The organism is Microlunatus capsulatus (assembly GCF_017876495.1).
GTDB lineage: Bacteria > Actinomycetota > Actinomycetes > Propionibacteriales > Propionibacteriaceae > Microlunatus > Microlunatus capsulatus.
In genome coordinates this window covers 1,315,086-1,334,609 of the sequence record NZ_JAGIOB010000001.1, presented here as the reverse complement: position 1 = coordinate 1,334,609, position 19,524 = coordinate 1,315,086, and the positions used below count along the sequence as shown (strand labels likewise).

General features: G+C 75.2%; 23 protein-coding genes. 13 read left to right on the top strand and 10 right to left on the bottom strand.

All coding sequences use genetic code 11. The features are described from left to right. Positions 1 to 49: 49 nt before the first annotated feature. The 5 genes from JOF54_RS21430 to JOF54_RS06165 are packed head-to-tail and all read right to left on the bottom strand — an operon-like array spanning position 50 to position 4,104. Positions 50 to 559 (bottom strand): AI-2E family transporter, encoded by a 510-nt coding sequence (locus JOF54_RS21430; protein ID WP_210053931.1) that lies wholly within the window; start codon positions 557 to 559, stop codon positions 50 to 52. Then, positions 505 to 1,167, bottom strand: coding sequence for an AI-2E family transporter (locus JOF54_RS21425; protein ID WP_210053930.1), 663 nt, complete (start codon positions 1,165 to 1,167; stop codon positions 505 to 507). Before JOF54_RS21425 ends, JOF54_RS21430 begins: the two co-directional genes overlap by 55 nt. A 29-nt stretch (positions 1,168 to 1,196) precedes the next feature. Continuing rightward, positions 1,197 to 1,988 (bottom strand): cytochrome c oxidase assembly protein, encoded by a 792-nt coding sequence (locus JOF54_RS06175; protein WP_210053927.1) that lies wholly within the window; start codon positions 1,986 to 1,988, stop codon positions 1,197 to 1,199. A gap of 3 nt (positions 1,989 to 1,991) precedes the next feature. Further along, positions 1,992 to 2,582, bottom strand: coding sequence for a DUF2243 domain-containing protein (locus tag JOF54_RS06170; protein WP_307803883.1), 591 nt, complete (start codon positions 2,580 to 2,582; stop codon positions 1,992 to 1,994). 25 nt (positions 2,583 to 2,607) lie between these two features. Then, on the bottom strand, positions 2,608 to 4,104 hold the full coding sequence (locus tag JOF54_RS06165) for a mannitol dehydrogenase family protein (RefSeq protein WP_210053925.1): 1,497 nt from the start codon (positions 4,102 to 4,104) through the stop codon (positions 2,608 to 2,610). 131 nt (positions 4,105 to 4,235) lie between these two features. Here JOF54_RS06165 and JOF54_RS21420 point away from each other — a divergent pair, with 131 nt between their 5' ends. Continuing rightward, entirely contained in the window at positions 4,236 to 5,237 is a 1,002-nt protein-coding gene (locus JOF54_RS21420; RefSeq protein ID WP_210053923.1) for an RDD family protein, read from the top strand. Between the two features lie 177 nt (positions 5,238 to 5,414). Next, entirely contained in the window at positions 5,415 to 7,268 is a 1,854-nt protein-coding gene (locus tag JOF54_RS06155; protein WP_210053921.1) for an SdrD B-like domain-containing protein, read from the top strand. Between the two features lie 10 nt (positions 7,269 to 7,278). Here JOF54_RS06155 and JOF54_RS06150 read toward each other — a convergent pair whose 3' ends face one another. Next, the gene (locus JOF54_RS06150) at positions 7,279 to 8,070 is read right to left on the bottom strand and encodes a hypothetical protein (protein ID WP_210053919.1); all 792 of its coding nucleotides are present in this window, start codon (positions 8,068 to 8,070) and stop codon (positions 7,279 to 7,281) included. A gap of 53 nt (positions 8,071 to 8,123) precedes the next feature. Here JOF54_RS06150 and JOF54_RS06145 point away from each other — a divergent pair, with 53 nt between their 5' ends. Continuing rightward, entirely contained in the window at positions 8,124 to 8,513 is a 390-nt protein-coding gene (locus tag JOF54_RS06145) for an MmcQ/YjbR family DNA-binding protein (protein ID WP_307803881.1), read from the top strand. Between the two features lie 4 nt (positions 8,514 to 8,517). Here JOF54_RS06145 and JOF54_RS06140 read toward each other — a convergent pair whose 3' ends face one another. The 3 genes from JOF54_RS06140 to JOF54_RS06130 are packed head-to-tail and all read right to left on the bottom strand — an operon-like array spanning position 8,518 to position 11,298. Continuing rightward, complete coding sequence (locus tag JOF54_RS06140; protein ID WP_210053917.1) at positions 8,518 to 9,402, bottom strand: oxidoreductase; 885 nt, start codon at positions 9,400 to 9,402, stop codon at positions 8,518 to 8,520. Between the two features lie 31 nt (positions 9,403 to 9,433). Further along, complete coding sequence (locus JOF54_RS06135; protein ID WP_210053915.1) at positions 9,434 to 10,003, bottom strand: isochorismatase family protein; 570 nt, start codon at positions 10,001 to 10,003, stop codon at positions 9,434 to 9,436. After that, entirely contained in the window at positions 10,000 to 11,298 is a 1,299-nt protein-coding gene (locus JOF54_RS06130; protein ID WP_210059387.1) for a nicotinate phosphoribosyltransferase, read from the bottom strand. Before JOF54_RS06130 ends, JOF54_RS06135 begins: the two co-directional genes overlap by 4 nt. A gap of 151 nt (positions 11,299 to 11,449) precedes the next feature. On the opposite strand from JOF54_RS06130, the gene clpS reads away from it, so the two are divergent. From clpS to JOF54_RS06090, 8 genes are all read left to right on the top strand, one after another. After that, positions 11,450 to 11,776: an ATP-dependent Clp protease adapter ClpS gene (gene clpS, locus JOF54_RS06125; protein WP_210053913.1), complete on the top strand. Its 327-nt coding sequence runs from the start codon at positions 11,450 to 11,452 to the stop codon at positions 11,774 to 11,776. A 27-nt stretch (positions 11,777 to 11,803) separates the two neighbouring features. Next, positions 11,804 to 12,379 (top strand): DUF2017 domain-containing protein, encoded by a 576-nt coding sequence (locus tag JOF54_RS06120; RefSeq protein ID WP_210053911.1) that lies wholly within the window; start codon positions 11,804 to 11,806, stop codon positions 12,377 to 12,379. A gap of 85 nt (positions 12,380 to 12,464) precedes the next feature. Next, entirely contained in the window at positions 12,465 to 13,925 is a 1,461-nt protein-coding gene (locus tag JOF54_RS06115; protein ID WP_210053909.1) for an APC family permease, read from the top strand. 3 nt (positions 13,926 to 13,928) lie between these two features. Further along, complete coding sequence (locus JOF54_RS06110) at positions 13,929 to 14,393, top strand: universal stress protein (protein WP_210053907.1); 465 nt, start codon at positions 13,929 to 13,931, stop codon at positions 14,391 to 14,393. Between the two features lie 33 nt (positions 14,394 to 14,426). Next, a complete protein-coding gene (locus JOF54_RS06105; protein WP_210053905.1) occupies positions 14,427 to 15,050 on the top strand; it encodes a DUF1349 domain-containing protein in 624 nt (207 codons plus the stop codon). 78 nt (positions 15,051 to 15,128) lie between these two features. Continuing rightward, positions 15,129 to 15,548, top strand: coding sequence for a M67 family metallopeptidase (locus tag JOF54_RS06100; protein WP_307803878.1), 420 nt, complete (start codon positions 15,129 to 15,131; stop codon positions 15,546 to 15,548). 70 nt (positions 15,549 to 15,618) lie between these two features. After that, positions 15,619 to 15,894: a MoaD/ThiS family protein gene (locus JOF54_RS06095; RefSeq protein WP_210053902.1), complete on the top strand. Its 276-nt coding sequence runs from the start codon at positions 15,619 to 15,621 to the stop codon at positions 15,892 to 15,894. A gap of 17 nt (positions 15,895 to 15,911) precedes the next feature. After that, positions 15,912 to 16,862, top strand: a complete 951-nt coding sequence (locus JOF54_RS06090; RefSeq protein ID WP_210053898.1) for a PLP-dependent cysteine synthase family protein — start codon at positions 15,912 to 15,914, stop codon at positions 16,860 to 16,862. A 376-nt stretch (positions 16,863 to 17,238) separates the two neighbouring features. On the opposite strand, the gene JOF54_RS06085 is transcribed toward JOF54_RS06090, so the two are convergent. Further along, a complete protein-coding gene (locus JOF54_RS06085; RefSeq protein WP_210053896.1) occupies positions 17,239 to 17,850 on the bottom strand; it encodes a TIGR03086 family metal-binding protein in 612 nt (203 codons plus the stop codon). Between the two features lie 38 nt (positions 17,851 to 17,888). On the opposite strand from JOF54_RS06085, the gene murI reads away from it, so the two are divergent. Further along, positions 17,889 to 18,710 carry a glutamate racemase gene (gene murI, locus JOF54_RS06080; protein WP_210053893.1) on the top strand — a complete coding sequence of 274 codons (822 nt, stop codon included), beginning with the start codon at positions 17,889 to 17,891 and terminating at the stop codon, positions 18,708 to 18,710. Between the two features lie 16 nt (positions 18,711 to 18,726). Continuing rightward, positions 18,727 to 19,521: an MBL fold metallo-hydrolase gene (locus JOF54_RS06075; RefSeq protein ID WP_210053891.1), complete on the top strand. Its 795-nt coding sequence runs from the start codon at positions 18,727 to 18,729 to the stop codon at positions 19,519 to 19,521. Positions 19,522 to 19,524: the final 3 nt, after the last annotated feature.

Genomic DNA, 19,524 nt, shown 5'->3' with positions numbered 1-19,524 from the left:
CGACGGGACCACCGGCGTCGTCGCGTCCGCACCCGGTCGCGGCGACCGGCTAGCCGGCCGGCTGCACCGCCGGCCGCTCGTCCTCGCCGACGGTGACCTCGTCCTTGGTCTGCCCGCCCCGGTGGTCCCACACGTCGCGCAGCACCACCTGCACGATGCCGGCGACGGGGATGGCCAGCAGCGCGCCCAGCACCCCCGCCAGCTCGACCCCGACGAGGATCGAGACGAGCACGGCAAGCGGGTTGAGCTTCACCGTGCGGGCCAGGATCACCGGTTGCAGGACGTGGTTCTCCAGCTGCTGGTAGGCGACGAAGAAGATCGCGACGACGACCAGCGCCGGCACCGACTGCACCGCCGCCGCGACGATCGCCACCAGGGCCCCGACGGTGGCCCCGACCAGCGGGATGAGGTCGGCCACCGCGACGAACAGCGCGATCAGCCCGGCGAACGGGACGTCCATGATGCTGAGCACCAGCCAGGTGAGCAGCCCGCAGATCAGGCTGATCAGCAGGTTGCCGGAGATGTAGCCGGTGATCGACTTCGCGCAGTCGCCCGCCACCCGGCGCACCCGCTCGCGCTGCCGCGGGCTGTCGATGAGGTGAGCGTCCCGTCGACGACCTTCGGGCCCTCCAGCACCATCAGCAGGGCCAGGACGAAGACGGTGACCACCCCGGCGACCCCCGTCGCCACCTCGCGCAGCAGACCGGCGGCCGGCGTCGTCAGCCCGGTGACGAAGCCGCTGATCCGCTCCTGGTTCTCCTGCAGGTAGCCCAGCGCGTGGGTGCGCTCGAGCAGGTCGCCGACGGGTCCGCGACCGGCGCGGGCGTCCGCGACCAGGTCGGGCAGCCGGACGGCGAAGTCGGCCCCCTCGCGCGCCAGCGGCACCGCGAAGAGGGTCACCAGCCCGCCGACCAGCGCCAGCACGACGAGGAACACCAGCAGGGTCGCGAGCGTCCGGTGGAACCACGTGAGGTGCCGCTCGACCCAGTTGGTCACCGGGTACAGCGCGATGGTGAAGAAGACGGCGACGACGACCCAGACCAGGGTCCGGCGCACCTCGTAGAGCAGCAGCAGGGTCAGGGCGGTGGCCAGCACGAGGCCGATGGTGGCGAGGATGGTGCGCACCGGGACGGGCCGGCGCGGGTCCCCGAGGGCGGTGGACGGCATGCCGGGTCGCTACCCCGGAGCAGCCCTGCTCACCCCGTCGGCAGCGCCGCGGCGCGGACGCGCGGCCGGGCGCCGGGGCCGGCGAACCAGCGGCGGCACAGCAGCACCGCCATCGCCACCTCGACGACGTCGCCGGCGTAGTACATGACCACCGCGCCCGCCTGCGCGGTGGCCGCGTCGACGGCCGCCGGGGGCTCGGCCCACAGCGTCTTGGCCAGGATCCCGTGCGCGGCCAGCGCCACCACCAGGGCGACGGCGCGGTGCCGGTGCGAGCGCCGGTGGGGGAGCGGGTCGCGGCCCACCAGGACGGCGGCCAGCAGGTAGCCGGCCAGCACGAGGTGCAGGTGCACCGCCAGGTGGACGGCGGGCGCGGTGTGCGTCCAGCCCAGCAGCGGCGTCCGGTAGAGCAGCCACAGGCCGCCGAGGTCCAGCACGACGGCGACGGCGGGCTCGGTGAGCAGCCGGAGCGGGCGGCTGCGCAGCACGCCGCTCAGCCGCCGGGCGCCCGCCACCGGGAGGGCCCGCAGGGCCAGGGTGACCGGGGCGCCGAGGACCAGCAGCAGCGGGCCGAGCATCCCGACCAGCACGTGGGCCACCGCGTGCGCCCGGAAGTCGGTGTGGGCGGCGGCGGCGAGCGGACCGGTCGTCCCCGCCACCACCGCGGCGACCCCGGCCAGCCAGCAGGCGGTGCGCCCGGGCGGCCAGCTCCGCCGGCCGGCCTCGCCGCGGACGGCCACCAGGTAGCCCACCACCGCCGGCACCGCGACCAGCAGCACCAGCAGGGTGGTCGGGTCGGGTCCGTGACCGGCGTGCCCGTCCACCGCTCAGGACCCCGGCCCGGCCGGTGCCGGCCGGCGGTCGCGCCGGGCGACGAGGACGCCGGCCACCAGCAGGGCGACGGCGACGAGGTTCCAGGTGAGGTCGTAGGGCAGCAGGGCGACGTCGTAGCGGATCTGGTGCAGGCCCAGCAGCTTGTGCTGCACGGTGCCGTCGTAGAGCTGGAAGGCGCCGGTCCCCACCAGCAGCCCGCCCACCCAGCGCGCTGTCACCAGCTCGGCCCGGCGGCGGAGCGCCGCGAACCAGAACAGCCCGGCGACGACGGCGAACCAGCCGACGGCGTGGAAGACGCCGTCGGACACGAGGCCCGCCTCCGGCGTCGAGCGGTCGTAGAAGTGGTGCCAGTGCAGCAGCTGGTGGAAGACGGTCTCGTCGACGAAGGCCGCGACGCCCACGCCGACCAGGACCCCGGACCACCAGCTGGCGCGCGCCGGTGGTGTGCCGGTCCTGCGGTCCCGGCTGCTGCGCGCGGGGCCGTGCGCCGCGGTGCTCAGCGCGGGTCCGGGACGGGGGCGGGCGTTCGGTGCACGGGGAGGCTCCTCGGGTGGGGACGGGTGCCGGTCCGGGTACCCGGTCACCCGCTGGACCAACCCGGCCCGGAGGTCAGGAAGCCGAGCCCGTGCCCATCAGCGACTCGAGCGTGGCCCGCGCGCCGCGCTCGTGCAGGGAGCCGAGCACCGCGAGGTAGGGCTCGGTGAAGCCCGGCTCGTCAGCCAGGTCGCCGAACAGCCGCCGGTTGGCCACGAAGGCCAGCGGCTCCTCCTGCTGGCGGGCGGCGATCCCGGTGAGCTCCTCGGCCAGCCGGTCGACCACCTCGATCGGCTCGCCCTGCTCGTCGACGCCCTCGGCGTAGCGGGCCCAGCTGGCCACGACGGCCGCGGCGTAGCGGGTGCTGCGGCCGGCGGCGAGGTTGGTGCGGATGACGGGCAGCAGCCACTTGGGGATGCGGTCGGAGCTCTCGGCGCACAGCCGGGCCACGGTGTCGCGGACGGCGTCGTTGGAGAAGCGCGCGATGAGCTCGCTCTTGTAGACCTCGAGGTCCATGCCCGGGACGGGCGGCAGCGTCGGCGTGCCCTCGTCGTCCATGTAGGCGCGCAGGAACCGGGCGAACAGCGGGTCCTGCGCGACCTCGTGGACCAGCCGGAAGCCGGCCAGGTAGCCGAGGTAGCAGAGCGCCTGGTGGCTGGCGTTGAGCAGCCGCAGCTTCATCAGCTCGTAGGGCTCGACGTCGTCGACCACCTGCACGCCGACCTCCTCCAGCGGGGGCCGGCCCTGGGTGAAGCGGTCCTCCAGGACCCACTGGGTGAACGGCTCGCAGACCACCGGCCAGGCGTCGTCGAGGCCGAACCGCTCGGCGATCTGGGCCTTGTCGTCGTCGGTGGTGACCGGGGTGATCCGGTCGACCATGGAGTTGGGGAAGCTGACCTCCGCGCGCACCCACCGGCCGAGCTCGGGGTCGCGGAGGTCGGCGAAGGCCGAGAACACCTGCTGGGCCATGTGGCCGTTGCCGGGGATGTTGTCGCAGGACATGACGGTGAAGGGGGCCTGACCGCGATCGCGGCGTCGGGCGAGGGCCTCGGTGACCAGGCCGAACACCGTCGCCGGCACCGCACCCGGCCGCAGGTCGGCCACGACGGCCGGGTTCTCCGCGTCGAACTCGCCGGTGACGGGGGAGAAGTTGTAGCCGCCCTCGGTGACGGTGAGCGAGACGACACGGGTGGCGGGGTCGGCCATCTTCTCGACCACGGCCTCGGCGTCGTCGGGGGCGAACAGGTACTCGACGACCGAGCCGACGACCTTCGGGGTCCAGCTGCCGTCGGGGTCCTTGAGCACCAGGGTGTAGAGGCAGTCCTGCGCGGCCATCGCGTCCCGCATCCGCGCGTCGGAGGGCATCACGCCGACGCCGCAGATGCCCCAGTCGAGGGCGAGCCCCTGCTCCATCAGCCGGTCGAGGTACATGGCCTGGTGGGCGCGGTGGAAGCCGCCGACGCCGAAGTGCACGATCCCGGTGGTCACCGCCGACCGGTCGTAGCGGGGGACGGGCACCCCGAGCTCGCCGAGGTGGGCGCTGTCGAGATGGGTCAGGGCACCAGCGGTCATCGTCGACTCCTCGTCCGGGGGCGGGTCCAGCCATGTATAACGCAGCGACTGCCGGCCCGCCCACACCGGCGGGGCGCTCCCGGCCCCGCGCGCGGACCGGGTACGGGGGCTCCGCTCCCTAGGATGGGGGCGTGTCTGGTATCCCCGTCGGCAGTCCTCCGGTCCCGCCCGGCCGTCACGCGGCCCCGTCCGGCTGGTACGCCGACCCGCTCGACGGCGCCCAGGAGCGCTACTGGGACGGCTGGCAGTGGTCGCGCAACACCCGCGCCCGCGAGGGCGGCGCACCGCAGGCGCCCGCCGCGCCCGCGGTCCCGCCGACCGGCCCCGCCGGTGGCCAGGGCCAGCCCGGCCAGCAGCCGCAGCCGTGGGCGCCGCAGCAGCCCTGGTCGGGCCAGCCGGGGCAGCCCGGGCCGTCCGACGGCCAGGGCCAGCAGGGTTACCCGGGCCAGCCGGGCTACCCGAACCAGCCGGGCTACCCAAACCAGCCGGGCTACCCGGGCCAGCAGGGCTACCCGGGCCAGCCCCCGCAGGGCTACCCGGGCTATCCGGGCTACCCGCAGGCCTACCCGGGTCAACCGGTCGGCGGCCGACCGGGCCAGGCGGCCTACACCGCCGACGGGGTCCGCCTCGCCGGCTGGTGGTGGCGCGTGCTGGCGTCGCTCGTCGACTCGCTCCTCGTCGGCGCCCTGACGACGCTGGCCGTCCTGCCCCTGCTGCTGCCGGTCCTCGACCGGGTCTCGGCCTACTTCGCCGAGGTCGTGGCCGCGGCCGAGCAGGGCCTCCCGCAGCCGGTGCTGGACCAGCAGAGCCTCATCCCGACCGGTGACCTGCTGCTGATGTCGCTCGCCTCGGTCGCCATCACGTTCGTCTACCACGCCGCCTTCCTCCGGTGGCGGGCCGCGACGCCGGGCAAGCTGCTCTGCGGCCTGCGGGTCGTCCCGGTCGACCAGGGCCGCGCGACCGGCGGGCTCGACCTGCGCCGAGCCCTCGCCCGCGCCCTGGTCTGGGCCGCGCCCGGGCTGAACAGCCTGCTCGGGCTGTTCCAGCTGGTCGACGTGCTGTTCCCCCTCTGGCAGCCCCGCCGCCAGGCCATCCACGACCTGCTCGCCCGGACCCAGGTCGTCCGCCGCTGAGCGCCGGGGGAGCGCGGCGACGACAACGGTTTCGCAGCGTTCTCCGGCGAGGGTGCCGCGCCGCCGCGGCGTTGCTATGTTGTGCGCGGGCCAGGGCCGGGACGTGATCCCCCCGGGCCCCCCGCCTTCCCCGTCCTGACCGTCCGACCAAGGGTGCCCGTGCCTCGAGCGAGCCGTGTGCTGCGTCCAGCCTGCCTGGCCGCGCTCGCGCTGGTGTGCGCCCCGGTGCTGACGACCGGTCCGGCCCTCGCCGACCTCACGGACGGCACGCTGAGCGTCACCGTGGCCGTCGACCTCGACGCCGACGGCAGCTACGACCCCGAGACCGACGGCCGGCAGGCCGGCGTGCTGGTCACCGTGGCCGACGCGGGCGGCGGCACCGTCAGCGGGACCACCGACGAGGACGGCCGGTTCGTCGTCGAGCCGACCGCCGAGCTCGCCGGCGGGCGCTACTTCGTGACCGCGCAGGTGCCCGACGAGCTCGCCGTCAGCCCGGTCGGGCCCGGCGACTCCTTCGCCCCCTTCAGCTCCACCGTCGACGTCAGCGCCGGCAGCCAGTCGGTGACGCTCGGCGTCGTCGCGGCCGTCGCGACCGCCGAGCCGACCCCGGAGGAACCCGTGGTCGCGGCGGAGGAGGCCAGCGAGGAGCCCGAGCCGCCGGCCGAGGAGCGCCGGGCCGAGGCCGAGGCCCCGGCGCGCTTCGCCGTCGGCGACCGGGTCTGGTGGGACGCCGACGGCGACGGCCGCCAGGACGACGACGAGAGCGGCCAGGGCGGGGTCAGCGTCCAGCTCCTCGACGACGGCGGCTCCGTGGTGTCCACGACCAGCAGCGCGGGCGACGGCCGCTACCTGTTCGACGACCTCCCGGCGGGCACCTACGCCGTCCGCTTCGCCGGCCTGGACAGCGGCGCCAAGCTCAGCCCGGCGGGCGTCGGCGGCGGCTCGGGCGACTCCGACCCCGACTACACCGGGGTCACCCCCTCCTTCACCCTCGGCGAGGGCGAGCAGGGCGTGCGGCCCGCGGAGGCCGCCGACGGCGTCCGGGCCGGCTTCCTCAACAGCACCGTCGACGCCGGCGTCGCCCCGCTGCGGTTCGCCATCGCCTCGGTCGTCTGGCAGGACCACGACGCCGACGGCCTGCTCGACCCGTCCGAGCCGGCCGGCACCGCGAAGGTCGTGCTGCTGCGGGGCGGCGACGTCGTGGCCTCCACCACCACCGACCCGCAGGGCCGCTACCGCTTCACGGGGCTGCCGCAGGGCTCCTACCGGGTCCGGTTCGCCGACCTGGGCGAGCACCGGGTGCTGACCCGCCCGCACGTGGGCTCCAACCGCGCCCTCGGCTCGGCGCCGGACCCGCTGACCGCGACGTCGGAGGTCGTGCGGCTGGCCCAGGGCACCGCCGACCTGGTCCCGGGATCGGAGTTCGGGGACGTCGACGCCGACTTCGTGCTGACCGCGGTCAACGCCGGCACGGTCGGCAGCTACAGCATCACCAACGCCGTCTGGCGCGACCTGGACGGCGACGGCGTGCGCGGCCCGGGCGAGCCCGGGGTGGCCGGCATCCGGGTGGAGCTGCTCGACGCCGCCGGCGACCTCGTCGCGAGCACGACCACGGCGGCCAGCGGGCGCTTCAGCTTCGACCGGCTGCCCGAGGGCCAGTACCGGCTGCGCTTCCCGGCCCTGCCGCCCGGCCTGCACTTCACCACGCCGCGCGCGGGCAGCGACCCCGCGGCCGACTCCGCCGTCTACGGCAACGCGCTGACCGCCGCCATCAGCGTCGGCGCGGACAACCCGGTCGAGACCTCGGTGTCCGCGGGACTGACCACCTCCGCCTCGGCCGCGGCCGGCACGGTCGCGCCGCCGGTGACGCCGAGCAGCACCCCCGCGGTCGCCGCGGCCACGGCGACCGCCACGCCCGCCGCGGTCCTGGCCGGCAGCGGGACCAGCCCCCTGCTCGTCGGCCTGGTGGGCCTGGGCGTCGCCGCCGCCGGGGCCGGTGTGGTCCTGCACGCCCGCCTGCGGCGGCGCTGAGCCGTCCGGCTCAGCCCCTCCCCAGCACCCCGAGCGCCTCGAGGTCGGCCAGCGCCGCCCCGACGTCGGTGCCGACGGAGCGCAGCCGCCGCCGCACCCGGCCCGCCGTGGCCGCGTCCCAGCGGGCCAGCCCGGACCGGACCCGGTCGGGGTCGGCGGCCAGCAGGGCCGCCGCCTCCTCGGCCTCCGCGCCGTCCACGAGCGCCTCGACCAGCATCGCCAGGGCGAGCACGGCGAGCCCGGACCGCGGCGCCGCCGGCAGCACGGCGGCGAAGGGCAGGTCCGCCTCGACGAGCACCGACAGCCGCCGCGCGAGGGCGACGGGGTCGGTGCCCGGGCCGACGCCCACCCGGGCCAGCAGCCCGGCGGCCTCGACGACCTCGACGGCGCGGACCCAGCCCGGCACGTCGGGCAGCTCGACGAACACCTCGACGTCCTCGAGCGCGGACGCGGCGGCGGCGATCCGGGCGACCCCGCCGGCCGGGTCGTCCAGGTCCCGCAGCCCCGTCCGGACCGCCTCGACCCGCAGCCCGTCGGCGCTCCGGCCGGCGAGCGCGGCCACCCCGCCGGCCCCGCCGTCCACGTCGACGGCGACCGGCCAGGTCACCGGACCGGGCCGCGCGGACCGGGCGCGGCCGGTGGCGACCAGCGCGGTGTCGGGCACCACCAGGCGTCCGAGGACGTCGGCGTGCGGCCCGTCGCGGTGCACGGCGTGGGCGGCGACCACGGCCGCGGGGGCCGCGGCGGGGTCGGGCCGGTCGTCCAGCAGGTGGCGCAGGAGCGTTGTGGTGGGGGCGTCCATCTCGGCAGACTAGGGCGGGCCGGGCGGCGCCCGCCCGGCGGGGAGGAGGCCCGGTGACCACCACGCAGGGCTCGGGCGCCGCCTCCGCCCAGCTGGAGCGGGTGCGGGCGCTCTGCCTGGCCCTGCCGCGGGCGACCGAGCGACCCAGCCACGGGGGACCGGCGTTCTTCGCCGACCCGCGCTGCTTCGTCATGTTCCTCGACGACCACCACGGCGACGGGCGGCTGGCGCTGTGGTGCGCGGCCCCCGAGGGCGTGCAGGCCGAGCAGGTGGCGCTGGAGCCGGACCGCTTCTTCCGGCCGCCCTACGTGGGTCACCGGGGGTGGCTGGGCGTGCTGCCGGCCACCCTGGACGACGACGAGCTGGCCGCCGTCGTCCTCGACGCCTACCGCTGCACGGCCTCCGCGCGCGCCCGGCGCGAGCTGGACGCCCGCCCGGGCTGAGCGCTCAGCCCGCCGGCGCGGGGTAGGTGACGCCGGTCAGCTCCTCCGACGCGGCCCACAGCTTCGCGGCGAGCGCGCCGTCGCTCGCCGCGGCGCTGCGGCCGACCAGGGTCGGGTGCCCGCTCATCTCCCCGCGGCCGTCCGGGCCGACGTAGCTGCCGCCGGGCAGGTCGACGACGGCGGCGTAGAGGGTGGGCAGCGCACCCTGGGCGTCGGACTGGGCGAGGAACCGGTTGGCGAGCCCCACCAGCGAGCTGCGGAGCCGGCCGCCGCCGCTCTGCAGGTTGGTCGCCGCGTAGCCCGGGTGGGCGGCGACGGCCCTCAGCGGGGACCCGTCGGCCACCAGCCGGCGCTCCAGCTCGAGGGTGAACAGCAGGTTCGCCAGCTTCGACTGCCCGTAGGCGCCGTAGGGGCTGTAGCGCCGGCGCTCCCAGTTGAGGTCGTCCAGGGCGATCCGGCCCCGCCGGTGCAGGCCGGAGGAGACGGTGACGACGCGGTCGGTGAGGGCGGGCAGCAGCAGGTTGGTCAGCGCGAAGTGGCCGAGGTGGTTCGTGCCCAGCTGCAGCTCGAAGCCGTCGGCGGTCCGCTGCTGCGGCACCGCCATCAGGCCGGCGTTGTTGACCAGGACGTCCAGCGGCCCCTCCCAGGCGGCGGCGAAGCGCCGGACGGAGGCGAGGTCGGCCAGGTCCAGCTCGCGCACCTCGACGTCGCCCGGCATGCGGCGGGCGGCCTCCTCGCCGCGGCCGCGGTCCCGGACCGCGAGCACCACGCGGGCCCCGCGCGCGGCCAGGGCGGCGCTCGTCCGGCGGCCCAGGCCGCTGTTGGCGCCGGTGACCACGACGGTGCGGCCCGTCTGGTCGGGGATGTCGTCGGTCGTCCAGGGGCTCATGGCCGCCACTGTAGGTCGGCCCGCCGCCGGGTCAGGCCTGGTCGCGCACCGCGACGCCCGCCGCCGCGAGCTGGGCCAGGGTGGCGTCGAGCCGGTCGGGCGAGACCGCGGCCGTGAGGTCCAGCAGCACCGTGGTCGTGAAGCCCGCGGCCGCGGCGTCCAGGGCGGTGGCGCGGACGCAGTGGTCGGTCGCGAGCCCGCAGACCTCGACGGCGTCGACGCCGCGCGCGCGGAGGAGGTCGGCCAGCCCGCGGCCCTCGGCGTCCACGCCCTCGAACCCCGAGTACGCCGCGGCGTGGGCGCCCTTGTCGACGACGGCGTCGAAGGTCCGGCCGGCCAGCGCGTCGTGCAGCTCGGCGCCGGGGGTGCCGACCACGCAGTGCGGCGGCCAGCTGTCGACGAAGTCCGGGGTGGCGGAGAAGTGCGGGCCGGGGTCGACGTGCCGGTCCCGGGTGGCGACGACGGCCGCGTACCCGTGGTCGGTGCCCAGCAGGGCGTCGACGGCGGCGGCGACGGCCGAGCCGCCCGCCACGCCGAGGGCCCCGCCCTCGCAGAAGTCGCGCTGCACGTCGACGACGACGAGCGCCGTGCGCCCGCTCACCGGCCGGCCGCCGCGTAGGGGTTGCCCGGGGTCGCGCCGGCCCCGGCGTAGACGGTCTCGACGACCGGCTCGCCGCGGGACATCTTGAGCGCCTCGAGCGGCAGCTCGGCCCGCACGCGGCGGTGCCGCTCGCGCGCGGCCTCCAGGGGCTCCTTGCCCACGACCTCGCCGTCGACCACGAGCGGCACCAGCAGCTCGCGGTCGTCGGAGTCGTGCCGCGAGACCGCGCCGATGCCCACGAGCTCGGCCTCCGCGACGCCCTGGGCCGACAGCTGGCGGACGGCGTACTTGCGGCCGCCGACCGAGATCTTGTCGGCGCTCTTCTTGGCCACCGGCGTCAGCGGGGCGCCCGGCTCGTCGGACTCGGCCCGCGCCACCAGCTTGTAGACGAAGCCGCAGGTCGGGGCGCCGCTGCCGGTGACCAGGGCGGTGCCCACGCCGTAGCCGTCGACCGGGGCGCCGGACAGCGCGGCGATGGTGAACTCGTCGAGGTCGCTGGTGACGATGATCCGGGTGCCCGTGGCGCCCAGGGAGTCCAGCAGCTCGCGGACCCGGGTGGCCATCACGGCCAGGTCGCCGGAGTCGAGCCGCACCGCGCCCAGCCGGCCGCCGGTCAGCTCGACGCCGGTCCGGACGGCCGCCTCGACGTCGTAGGTGTCGACCAGCAGCGTCGTGTCCTCGCCCAGCGCGGCGATCTGGGCGGCGAACGCGGACCGCTCGTCGGCGTGCAGCAGGGTGAAGGAGTGGGCCGACGTGCCCCGGGTCGGCACGCCGTAGCGCCGGCCGGCCTCCAGGTTGGAGGTGGCCTCGAAGCCGGCCACGTACGCGGCGCGGGCGGCGGCGACGGCGGCCAGCTCCTGGGTCCGCCGCGAGCCCATCTCGATGCAGGGCCGGTCGCCGGCCATCGCCGTCATCCGGGACGCGGCCGAGGCGATGGCGGCGTCGTGGTTGTAGATGCTGAGCAGCACCGTCTCCAGGACGACGCCGGCGGCGAAGCTCGACTCCACCACGACGACGGGGGAGCCGGGGAAGTAGACCTCGCCCTCGGGGTAGCCCCAGATGCTGCCGTCGAAGCGGAAGTCCGCGAGCCAGTCGGCGGTCCGGTCGTCGACGACGTGCGCGCCGCGCAGGAACTCCAGCGACTCGGCGTCGAAGCGGAAGTGCTCCAGGGCCCGCAGCGCGCGGCCGACCCCGGCGACGACGCCGTAGCGACGGCCCGGCGGCAGCCGTCGGGCGAAGAGCTCGAACACGCAGGGCCGGTCGGCCGTGCCCGCCTGCAGCGCGGCCTGCAGCATCGTCAGCTCGTAGTGGTCGGTGAGCAGGGCGGTCGTCGGGACCTCGCGGGGCCCCCACGAGGCCGGGGCGCCGAGCGCCGGTCCAGGGACGGTCACGGCCTCACCCTAGCCAGCCCGGTGCCGGTGTCGGGCAGGGCCGGGGTTTGCCATGATGGGGGGCATGTCCGGAACCGAGGGGGTGCCCGTCGTCCCCGCCGGGGGGACGGCCGTGGCCGAGCGTCCGCTCGAGCAGACGACCCCGCAGACCCCGTGGGTGACGATCGTCTGGGACGACCCCGTCAACCTCATGTCCTACGTCACCCACGTCTTCGTGACCTACTTCCACTACTCCAAGAGCAAGGCCGCGAAGCTGATGATGCAGGTGCACAACGACGGCAAGGCGGTCGTCTCCAGCGGCTCGCGCGAGGAGATGGAGCGCGACGTCGGCGCCATGCACGAGTACGGCCTGTGGGCGACGATGGACCGGGCCGATGACTGAGGGGCGCCGCGGCGGCCGGGCGGCCGCGTGAAGAAGTTCACCCGGCGCCGCGGGCTCGTCGGAACCTCCCTCAGCGGGTACGAGGTCGAGCTGCTGACGTCGCTGGTCGGCCAGCTGGTCGAGCTGGTCTCCGACGGGGAGCCCGAGCGGTTCGCCGAGCCGGCCCCGGGCGCCGACCCGTTCGAGCGGCTGGTCCGCGACCTGCAGGCCGAGCCCGACGCGCCGGAGGTCTCCGACGACCCCGTCCTGCGCCGGCTGTTCCCCAACGCCTACCCCCACGACGAACGGGCGTCCTCGGACTTCCGCCGCTTCACCGAGCGCGACCTGCGGGGCAAGAAGGTCGACGACGCCCGCGTCGTGCTCCGCGACCTGGACGCGACCGAGGGCGGGACGCACGACCTGCGGGTGGACCCGGCGGACGCCCAGGCCTGGCTGCGCACCCTCACCAGCGTGCGGATCGCCGTCGCCACCCGGCTCGGGATCACCGACGCGGAGAGCGCCGAGGAGCTGGCTGAGCTGCCCGAGGACGACCCGCGCAGCTACATGATGAGCGTGTACGACTGGCTGGGCTTCGCCCAGGAGACCCTGATCGCCGCGCTCTGAGCCTCCGGCGCCCAGGCCGCGGGCCGTCATGAGATCGCCGGCGACGGGAACACCCCTGTAACAGAAATCACAGTAGGGTCTCGCCATGACGACACCTGCGGTCGAGGACGTTTCCCAGCACAGCGAGCTCAAGCGCTCGATCACCGGCCGGCAGCTGTACTTCTACGTGGTCGGCGACGTCCTGGGCTCGGGCATCTACGTGCTCGTCGGCCTGGTCGCCGCGGCGGTGGGGGGCGCCTTCTGGATGGCCTTCCTCGCGGGTGTGGCGATCGCGGCCATCACCGGCCTCGCCTACGCCGAGCTGGTCACGAAGTACCCGCAGGCCGCCGGCGCCTCCCTCTACATCAACAAGGCCTTCCGCAGCCCGCTGCTGACGTTCTTCATCACCATCTGCATGCTCTCGTCGCAGATGGCCGCGATCGGCTCGCTGGCCTCGGGCTTCGTGCGGTACTTCAGCTCGGTGGTCGGGCTCTCGGAGGACTCCATCTGGGGTGCCACCGTCATCGCCCTGGTCTTCCTGGCGATCATCACCGCCATCAACCTGATCGGCATCTCCGAGTCGGTCGTGGTCAACGTGGTCATGACCTTCATAGAGATCAGCGGACTGGTCATCGTCGTGATCATCGGGGTCGTGGCCCTGGCCGAGGGCATCGGCAGCCCCAGCGTGCTGCTGGAGTTCAGCGCGGAGGGCTCCCCGGTCATCGCCGTGCTCGCCGGTGTCTCGCTGGCCTTCTTCGCCATGACCGGCTTCGAGAACGCGGCCAACGTGGCCGAGGAGACGATCAACCCCGAGCGCGCCTTCCCGCGGGCCCTCATCGGCGGCATGCTGACCGCCGGCGTGGTCTACGTGCTGGTCTCGATCGCGGCGGCCCTGGCCGTGCCGATGGAGGACCTCGCCGGCAACACGCTCCTCGAGGTCATCCGCGCCGACCTCTTCTTCATCCCGGCCACGGTCATGCTGGTCGTGTTCGCGCTGATCGCCATGGTCGCCATCAGCAACACGACGCTGGTCACGGTGGTGGCGCAGGCCCGGGTGCTCTACGGCATGGCCCGCCAGGACGTCGTGCCCTCGGTCTTCGCCAAGATCCACCCCGTCCGCCGCAGCCCCTACGTCGCGCTGGTCTTCGGCTTCGTCATCGTGTCCGCCCTGCTGCTGATCGGGGCGGGGATCCAGGCCAGCCAGTCCGAGCTGCCCGCGGACGACCGGCTCGACATCGTCGACCGGCTGGCCACCATCACGGTCGTGTTCCTGCTGTTCATCTACGCGCTCGTCATCGTCGCCTGCCTCAAGCTGCGCGGCCGGGACGAGAGCGAGCACACCTACCGCGCGAACACGCCCCTGCTGGTCGTCGGGATCGTCGGCAACCTCGCGGTGCTGGTCTACACCCTGATCGACGACCCCGCGGCGCTGCTGTGGGTGGCCGGGCTGCTGGCCGTCGGCCTCGTGCTCTTCCTGGCCGAGAAGTTCTTCGGCAAGCAGGACCGCCCCCCGGGCACCCGTCCGGGCGACCCGGAGGCCGTGCCCTCCACGACGAAGGAGCTCTGACCCATGCACTGCATCGTCACCACCGACGGCTCCCGCGCCTCCCTGGTCGGGGCCAAGCAGTTCAAGTGGATCGCCGACTCGCGCGAGATCACCGACGTGACCGTCATCGCCGTCGTCAGCCCGTTCGCGGCCGTGCCCTTCGCCAACGAGCTGGGGGAGCAGCGCCCCACGCAGCTGGCCGACCTCAGCTTCCAGCAGGAGGCCCAGACGGCGGTCGACCTCGTGGCCGCGGTCTTCGACGGGTGGGGGCCCGCGGTCCACCGGCAGGTCCGCAGCGGCTCGCCGGCCCAGGAGATCGTCCGGGCGGCCGAGGACCTCGACGCCGACCTCATCTCCATGGCCGCGGGCAGCCGGGGGCTCACCCCGACGATCCTGCTCGGCAGCACGGCGTCGCGGGTCCAGCACTCGGCGCCCTGCCCGGTCCTCATCTGCCGCCCGACCGCCCGCAGCGAGCGCGCGACCGCCTGACCGGGCGGTGGGGCGGGGCCCTACAGTCTCGACATGAGCGACGCGCTGGAGCTGCCCGACCTGCCTTTCCCGCTGACCCCGTCCGCCGGCTCGACCTGGCACCTGGACGAGGACGGCGCGGTGGTGGGGCAGGCCCCGCCCCGGACCGACCTCTACGTCAACCCCGGCGGGGCGGGCGCCGGTGACGCGGAGTCGCTCGCGAACGCCGTGACCCTGCTGGGCGAGCCGCCGGAGGGGGACTTCCAGCTCCGCGCCCGGGTCGCCGTCGACTTCGCCGCCACCTTCGACGCGGGCGTGCTGCTGCTCTGGCAGGACGCCACCCACTGGGCCAAGCTCTGCTTCGAGCGCTCGCCCGCGGGGGAGCCGATGGTGGTCTCCGTCGTCACCGTGGGTGTGTCCGACGACGCCAACTCCTTCGTCGTCGACGGGCGCTCGGTCTGGCTGCGGGTCTCCCGGGTGGGCCGCGTGTACGCCTACCACGCGTCGACCGACGGGGTGGACTGGGCGCTGGTCCGGGTCTTCACCCTCGGCGACGTCTTGGCCGCGCACCGCGTCGGGCTCGAGGCGCAGAGCCCGACGGGCGACGGCTGCACCGTCCGCTTCGCCGACGTCGTGTTCGTGCCCGAGCGGCTCCACGACCTGCGCGACGGCTCCTGACCGGTCCGCGCACCGGACACCGGTCTCAGTGCGCGGATGGACCCGGCGCCGGTGGACGCGCCACCTAGGCTCGCCGCCGTGCTGAGCATCGCCCGTGCCCACGTGGACGCCATGGTGGCCCACGCCCGCGCCGACCACCCGGACGAGGCGTGCGGCGTCATCGTCGGCCCGGCCGGCTCCGACGTCCCGGCCCGCTTCGTGGCCATGACCAACGCGGACCGCTCGCCGACCTTCTTCCGGTTCGACCCCACCGAGCAGCTGCGGCTCTACCAGGCGATGGACGAGGCCGACGAGGAGGTCGTCGTGGTCTACCACTCCCACACCGCCACCGAGGCCTACCCCTCGCGCACCGACATCGCCTACGCGGCCGAGCCGCAGGCCCACTACGTCCTGGTCTCGACGGCGGAGTCGGGCGCCGGGGAGGGTCCGGTCTCGGTCCGCTCGTACCGGATCGTGGACGGGCAGGTCACCGAGGAAGACCTGACCATCACGGAATAGGCCCTTCCGGGCAGGTGTTGGCACAGACGGCGAGCCCGGCGCAGGCCGGGCGGCGAGGAGAGGTAGGACCATGGCGGTAGAGGTGCGGATCCCGACGATCCTGCGGACGTTCACCGGCGGCGAGAAGGCCGTCCAGGGTGCGGGCGCCACGCTGGCGCAGGTGATCGACGACGTCGACAGCCGCCACCCGGGCCTCAAGGAGCGCCTGGTCGAGTCCGACGCCCTGCGGCGCTTCGTCAACGTCTACGTCAACGACGAGGACGTCCGCTTCGTCGGCGGCCTCGAGGCCGCGACCGCCGACGGCGACGTCGTGGTCGTGCTGCCGGCCGTGGCCGGCGGCGCCTGAGCCGAGGTCCCGACCCCGTGACGCGCTACCACTCGCTGGCCGACTCCGTCGGCAACACCCCCATGGTCGGTCTGCCGGCGCTCTCGCCGAGCAGCCGCGTCCGGCTGTGGGCCAAGCTGGAGGACCGCAACCCCACGGGGTCCATCAAGGACCGCGCGGCCTTCAACATGATCCGGGTCGCCGAGGCGTCCGGTCAGCTGAAGCCGGGCTCGACGATCCTCGAGCCCACCAGCGGCAACACCGGCATCTCCCTCGCCATGGCGGCCAAGCTCGCCGGCTACCGGATGATCTGCGTGATGCCGGAGAACACCTCCGTGGAGCGCCGCCAGATCCTCGCGATGTGGGGCGCCGAGATCGTCTCGTCCTCTGCGGCGGGCGGCTCCAACGAGGCCGTCCGGGTGGCCAAGCAGCTGGCCGCCGAGCACCCCGACTGGGTGATGCTCTACCAGTACGGCAACCCGGCCAACGCCGAGGCGCACTACCTGACGACCGGTCCCGAGATCCTCGAGGACCTCCCCGAGGTGACCCACGTCGTCGCCGGCCTGGGCACCACCGGCACCCTGATGGGCATCGGCCGGTTCTTCGCCGACAAGAAGCCCGACGTGAAGATCGTCGCCGCCGAGCCGCGCTACGGCGAGCTGGTCTACGGCCTGCGCAACCTCGACGAGGGCTTCGTCCCCGAGCTCTACGACCCGCAGTACGTCACCTCGCGGTTCTCCGTCGGCTCCCGCGACGCCGTCCGCCGCGTCCGCGAGCTGCTGGAGCGCGAGGGCATCTTCGCGGGACTGTCGACCGGGGCCATCGTGCACGCCGCGATGGCGCAGGCGGCCCGGGCCGAGAAGGCTGGGGAGTCCGCCGACATCGTCCTCATCATCTGCGACGGCGGCTGGAAGTACCTCTCCACCGGCGCCTACACCACCGACCTCGACGCCTCCGAGGACTTCCTCGACACCCAGGTCTGGGCCTGACCCGCTCGGCCGGCCTCACCCCCGCTCCCTGAGCTCGTCGAAGGGCCCCCGCTCCCTGAGCCTGTCGAAGGGCCCCCGCTCCCTGAGCCTGTCGAAGGGGCCGGGTCCGGTGCCGGTCAGGGCCGCTGGGCTCCCGCTCGGGGCAACCATCCGCGCCTCCGCAGGCTCCGGCGCTCCCGCCAGGCCCGTCCACGCCCCTCCACGGGACCGCAGCGGCCCTGACCGTCACCTCGGCGGTGGTGCCGCGCCCGCTCGCCGTTCCTCGAGGTCGTCGAGGGGCGCACCGTCGGCGCCCCCCGCTCCCTGAGCCCGTCGAAGGGACCCGCTCGGTCGATGAGCTACCCCCTGAGCCCTCGAAAGGCCTGGGTGCCTCTGGTCAGGCCGGGGACCAGCGGGGGTCGCGACCGGCGCCGCCGAGGACGCGGTCGAGGAGGGGCGCGTCGGCGGGGACGGGGTGGACCGGGCCGAAGAGGCCCTCGCGGGCGGCCGGGTCGTCGGGGGTCTGGCGGACGAGCTGCCAGGCGGCCTCGAGGTTGGCCGGGTCGACGGCGAAGGGCTGGCCGGTGGCGACGGCGAGGTCCCAGCCGTGCAGGACCAGCTCGTCGTTGGCCACCAGGCCCATCACCGCGGCGGGCATCTCGACACCGCCGGCGACGGCGAGGCCGGTCCAGGCCTCGGGCGCGCGCCAGGCGGCCGCGAGGGCGTCGAGGTGCCCGGGGACCCGGGCACGCCAGTCGGGCGGCAGGTCGAGGGAGTCGGGAGCGGGAGCGGTCCGGGTGGTCGGGCCGTCGACCTTCGCGGCCGCGTCGGTGAAGGCCTCGGCGAGGCCCAGCAGGTGGGCCAGCAGCTGGCGGACCGTGATCTGGCAGGGCGTCGGCCGGTCGAGGTCGGCGTCGCCGACGGTGGCGGCGAGCCGGGCGGCCGTCGCCGCGGGCGGGTGCAGGTCGAGCAGGGTCGTCTCCGCTGAGGTGGTGCCGGGTGTCGTCATGCCGGTCAGACCGGGACCGGCCCGTAAACTCACCGACCGTGACCGCCGCCGCAGCCTCGCCCGGGCCGGGCAGCGAGGCGCCGATCGGCATCTTCGACTCGGGGTTCGGCGGGCTCACCGTCGCCCGGGCCGTCATCGACCAGCTGCCCCACGAGGACCTCGTCTACCTCGGCGACACCGCGCGGGCGCCCTACGGCGAGCAGCCGATCGCCGACGTCCGCGAGTTCGCGCTCGAGTGCCTCGACCACCTCGTCGCCCAGGGCGTCAAGGCCCTCGTCATCGCCTGCAACTCCGCCAGCGCCGCCGTCCTGCGCGACGCCCGCGAGCGCTACGCCGTCCCCGTCGTCGAGGTGATCCTGCCGGCGGCCCGGCGTGCGGTCGCCGCCACCCGGAGCGGCCGGGTCGGCGTCATCTGCACCGAGGCGACGGCGACGTCCCAGGCCTACGACGACGCCTTCGCCGCCGCCCCGCAGGTCCGGCTGGAGACGGCCGCCTGCCCCCGCTTCGTGCCCTTCGTCGAGGCCGGCGTCACCGGCGGTCCCGAGCTGCTGGCCTGCGCCGAGGACTACCTGGCGCCGCTGCAGGCGGCCGGGATCGACACCCTCATCCTCGGCTGCACCCACTACCCGCTGCTGACGGGTGTGCTGTCCTACGTCCTCGGCGACGGGGTCACCCTGGTCTCCAGCGCCGACGAGTGCGCCAAGGACGTCTACGCCGTGCTGACCCGACGCGGGCTGACGCACGACCGGCCGCGGGAGGCCTCGCACCGCTTCCTCACCACCGGCGACCCGCAGGCGTTCGAGGGCATCGGCCACCGGCTGATGGGCGGGCTGGTCAGCGGCGTGGAGCAGTTCGCGTGAGGACGGGGGAGCCGGCGTGGAGCTGACCGTGGTGGGCTGCAGCGGCTCGGTCTCGGGACCGGACGCGGCCGCGTCGAGCTACCTGGTGCGGGCGCCCTTCGCGGGCGGCACCTTCGCCCTCGTGCTCGACCTCGGCCCGGGGGCGATGGGCGCGCTGTACCGCCACCTGGCGCCCGAGGACGTCGGCGCCATCGCGCTCACCCACCTGCACCCGGACCACTGCCTCGACGTCTGCGCGTTCTACGTGGGGGCTCGCTACTCCCCGACGGCGCCGTGGCCGCGCATCCCGCTGCTCGGCCCGCCCGGGACGCGCGAGCGGCTGGTCGCCGCCTACGCCGTGCCCGGCGAGGACGACCCGGCCGGCCGGCCCGCCGGCATCGGCGCCCACTTCGCCCACCAGGACTGGGCACCCCGCCAGCAGGTCGGGCCGTTCCGGATCGAGACCGCGCGGGTCGACCACCCCGTCGAGACCTACGCGCTGCGGGTCACCGAGGACGTGCCCGAGGGCGGCAGCCTGGTCTACAGCGGGGACACCGGCCCCTGCGAGGCACTGGTCGAGCTGGCGACCGGGGCCGACCTGCTGCTGGCGGAGGCCTCGTTCCGCGACGTCCCCGGCAACCCGCCCGGCCTGCACCTCTCCGGCCGGGACGCGGCCGAGGCGGCGCAGCGGGCCGGCGTCGCCGAGCTCGTGCTGACCCACGTCCCGCCCTGGCACGACCGCGACGCCGTGCTGGCCGAGGCCCGGCCGCACCTCGACGCCCCCGTCTCGCTGGCCGAGCCCGGGGCCAGCTGGACCATCGGTCCTCGCTGAGCG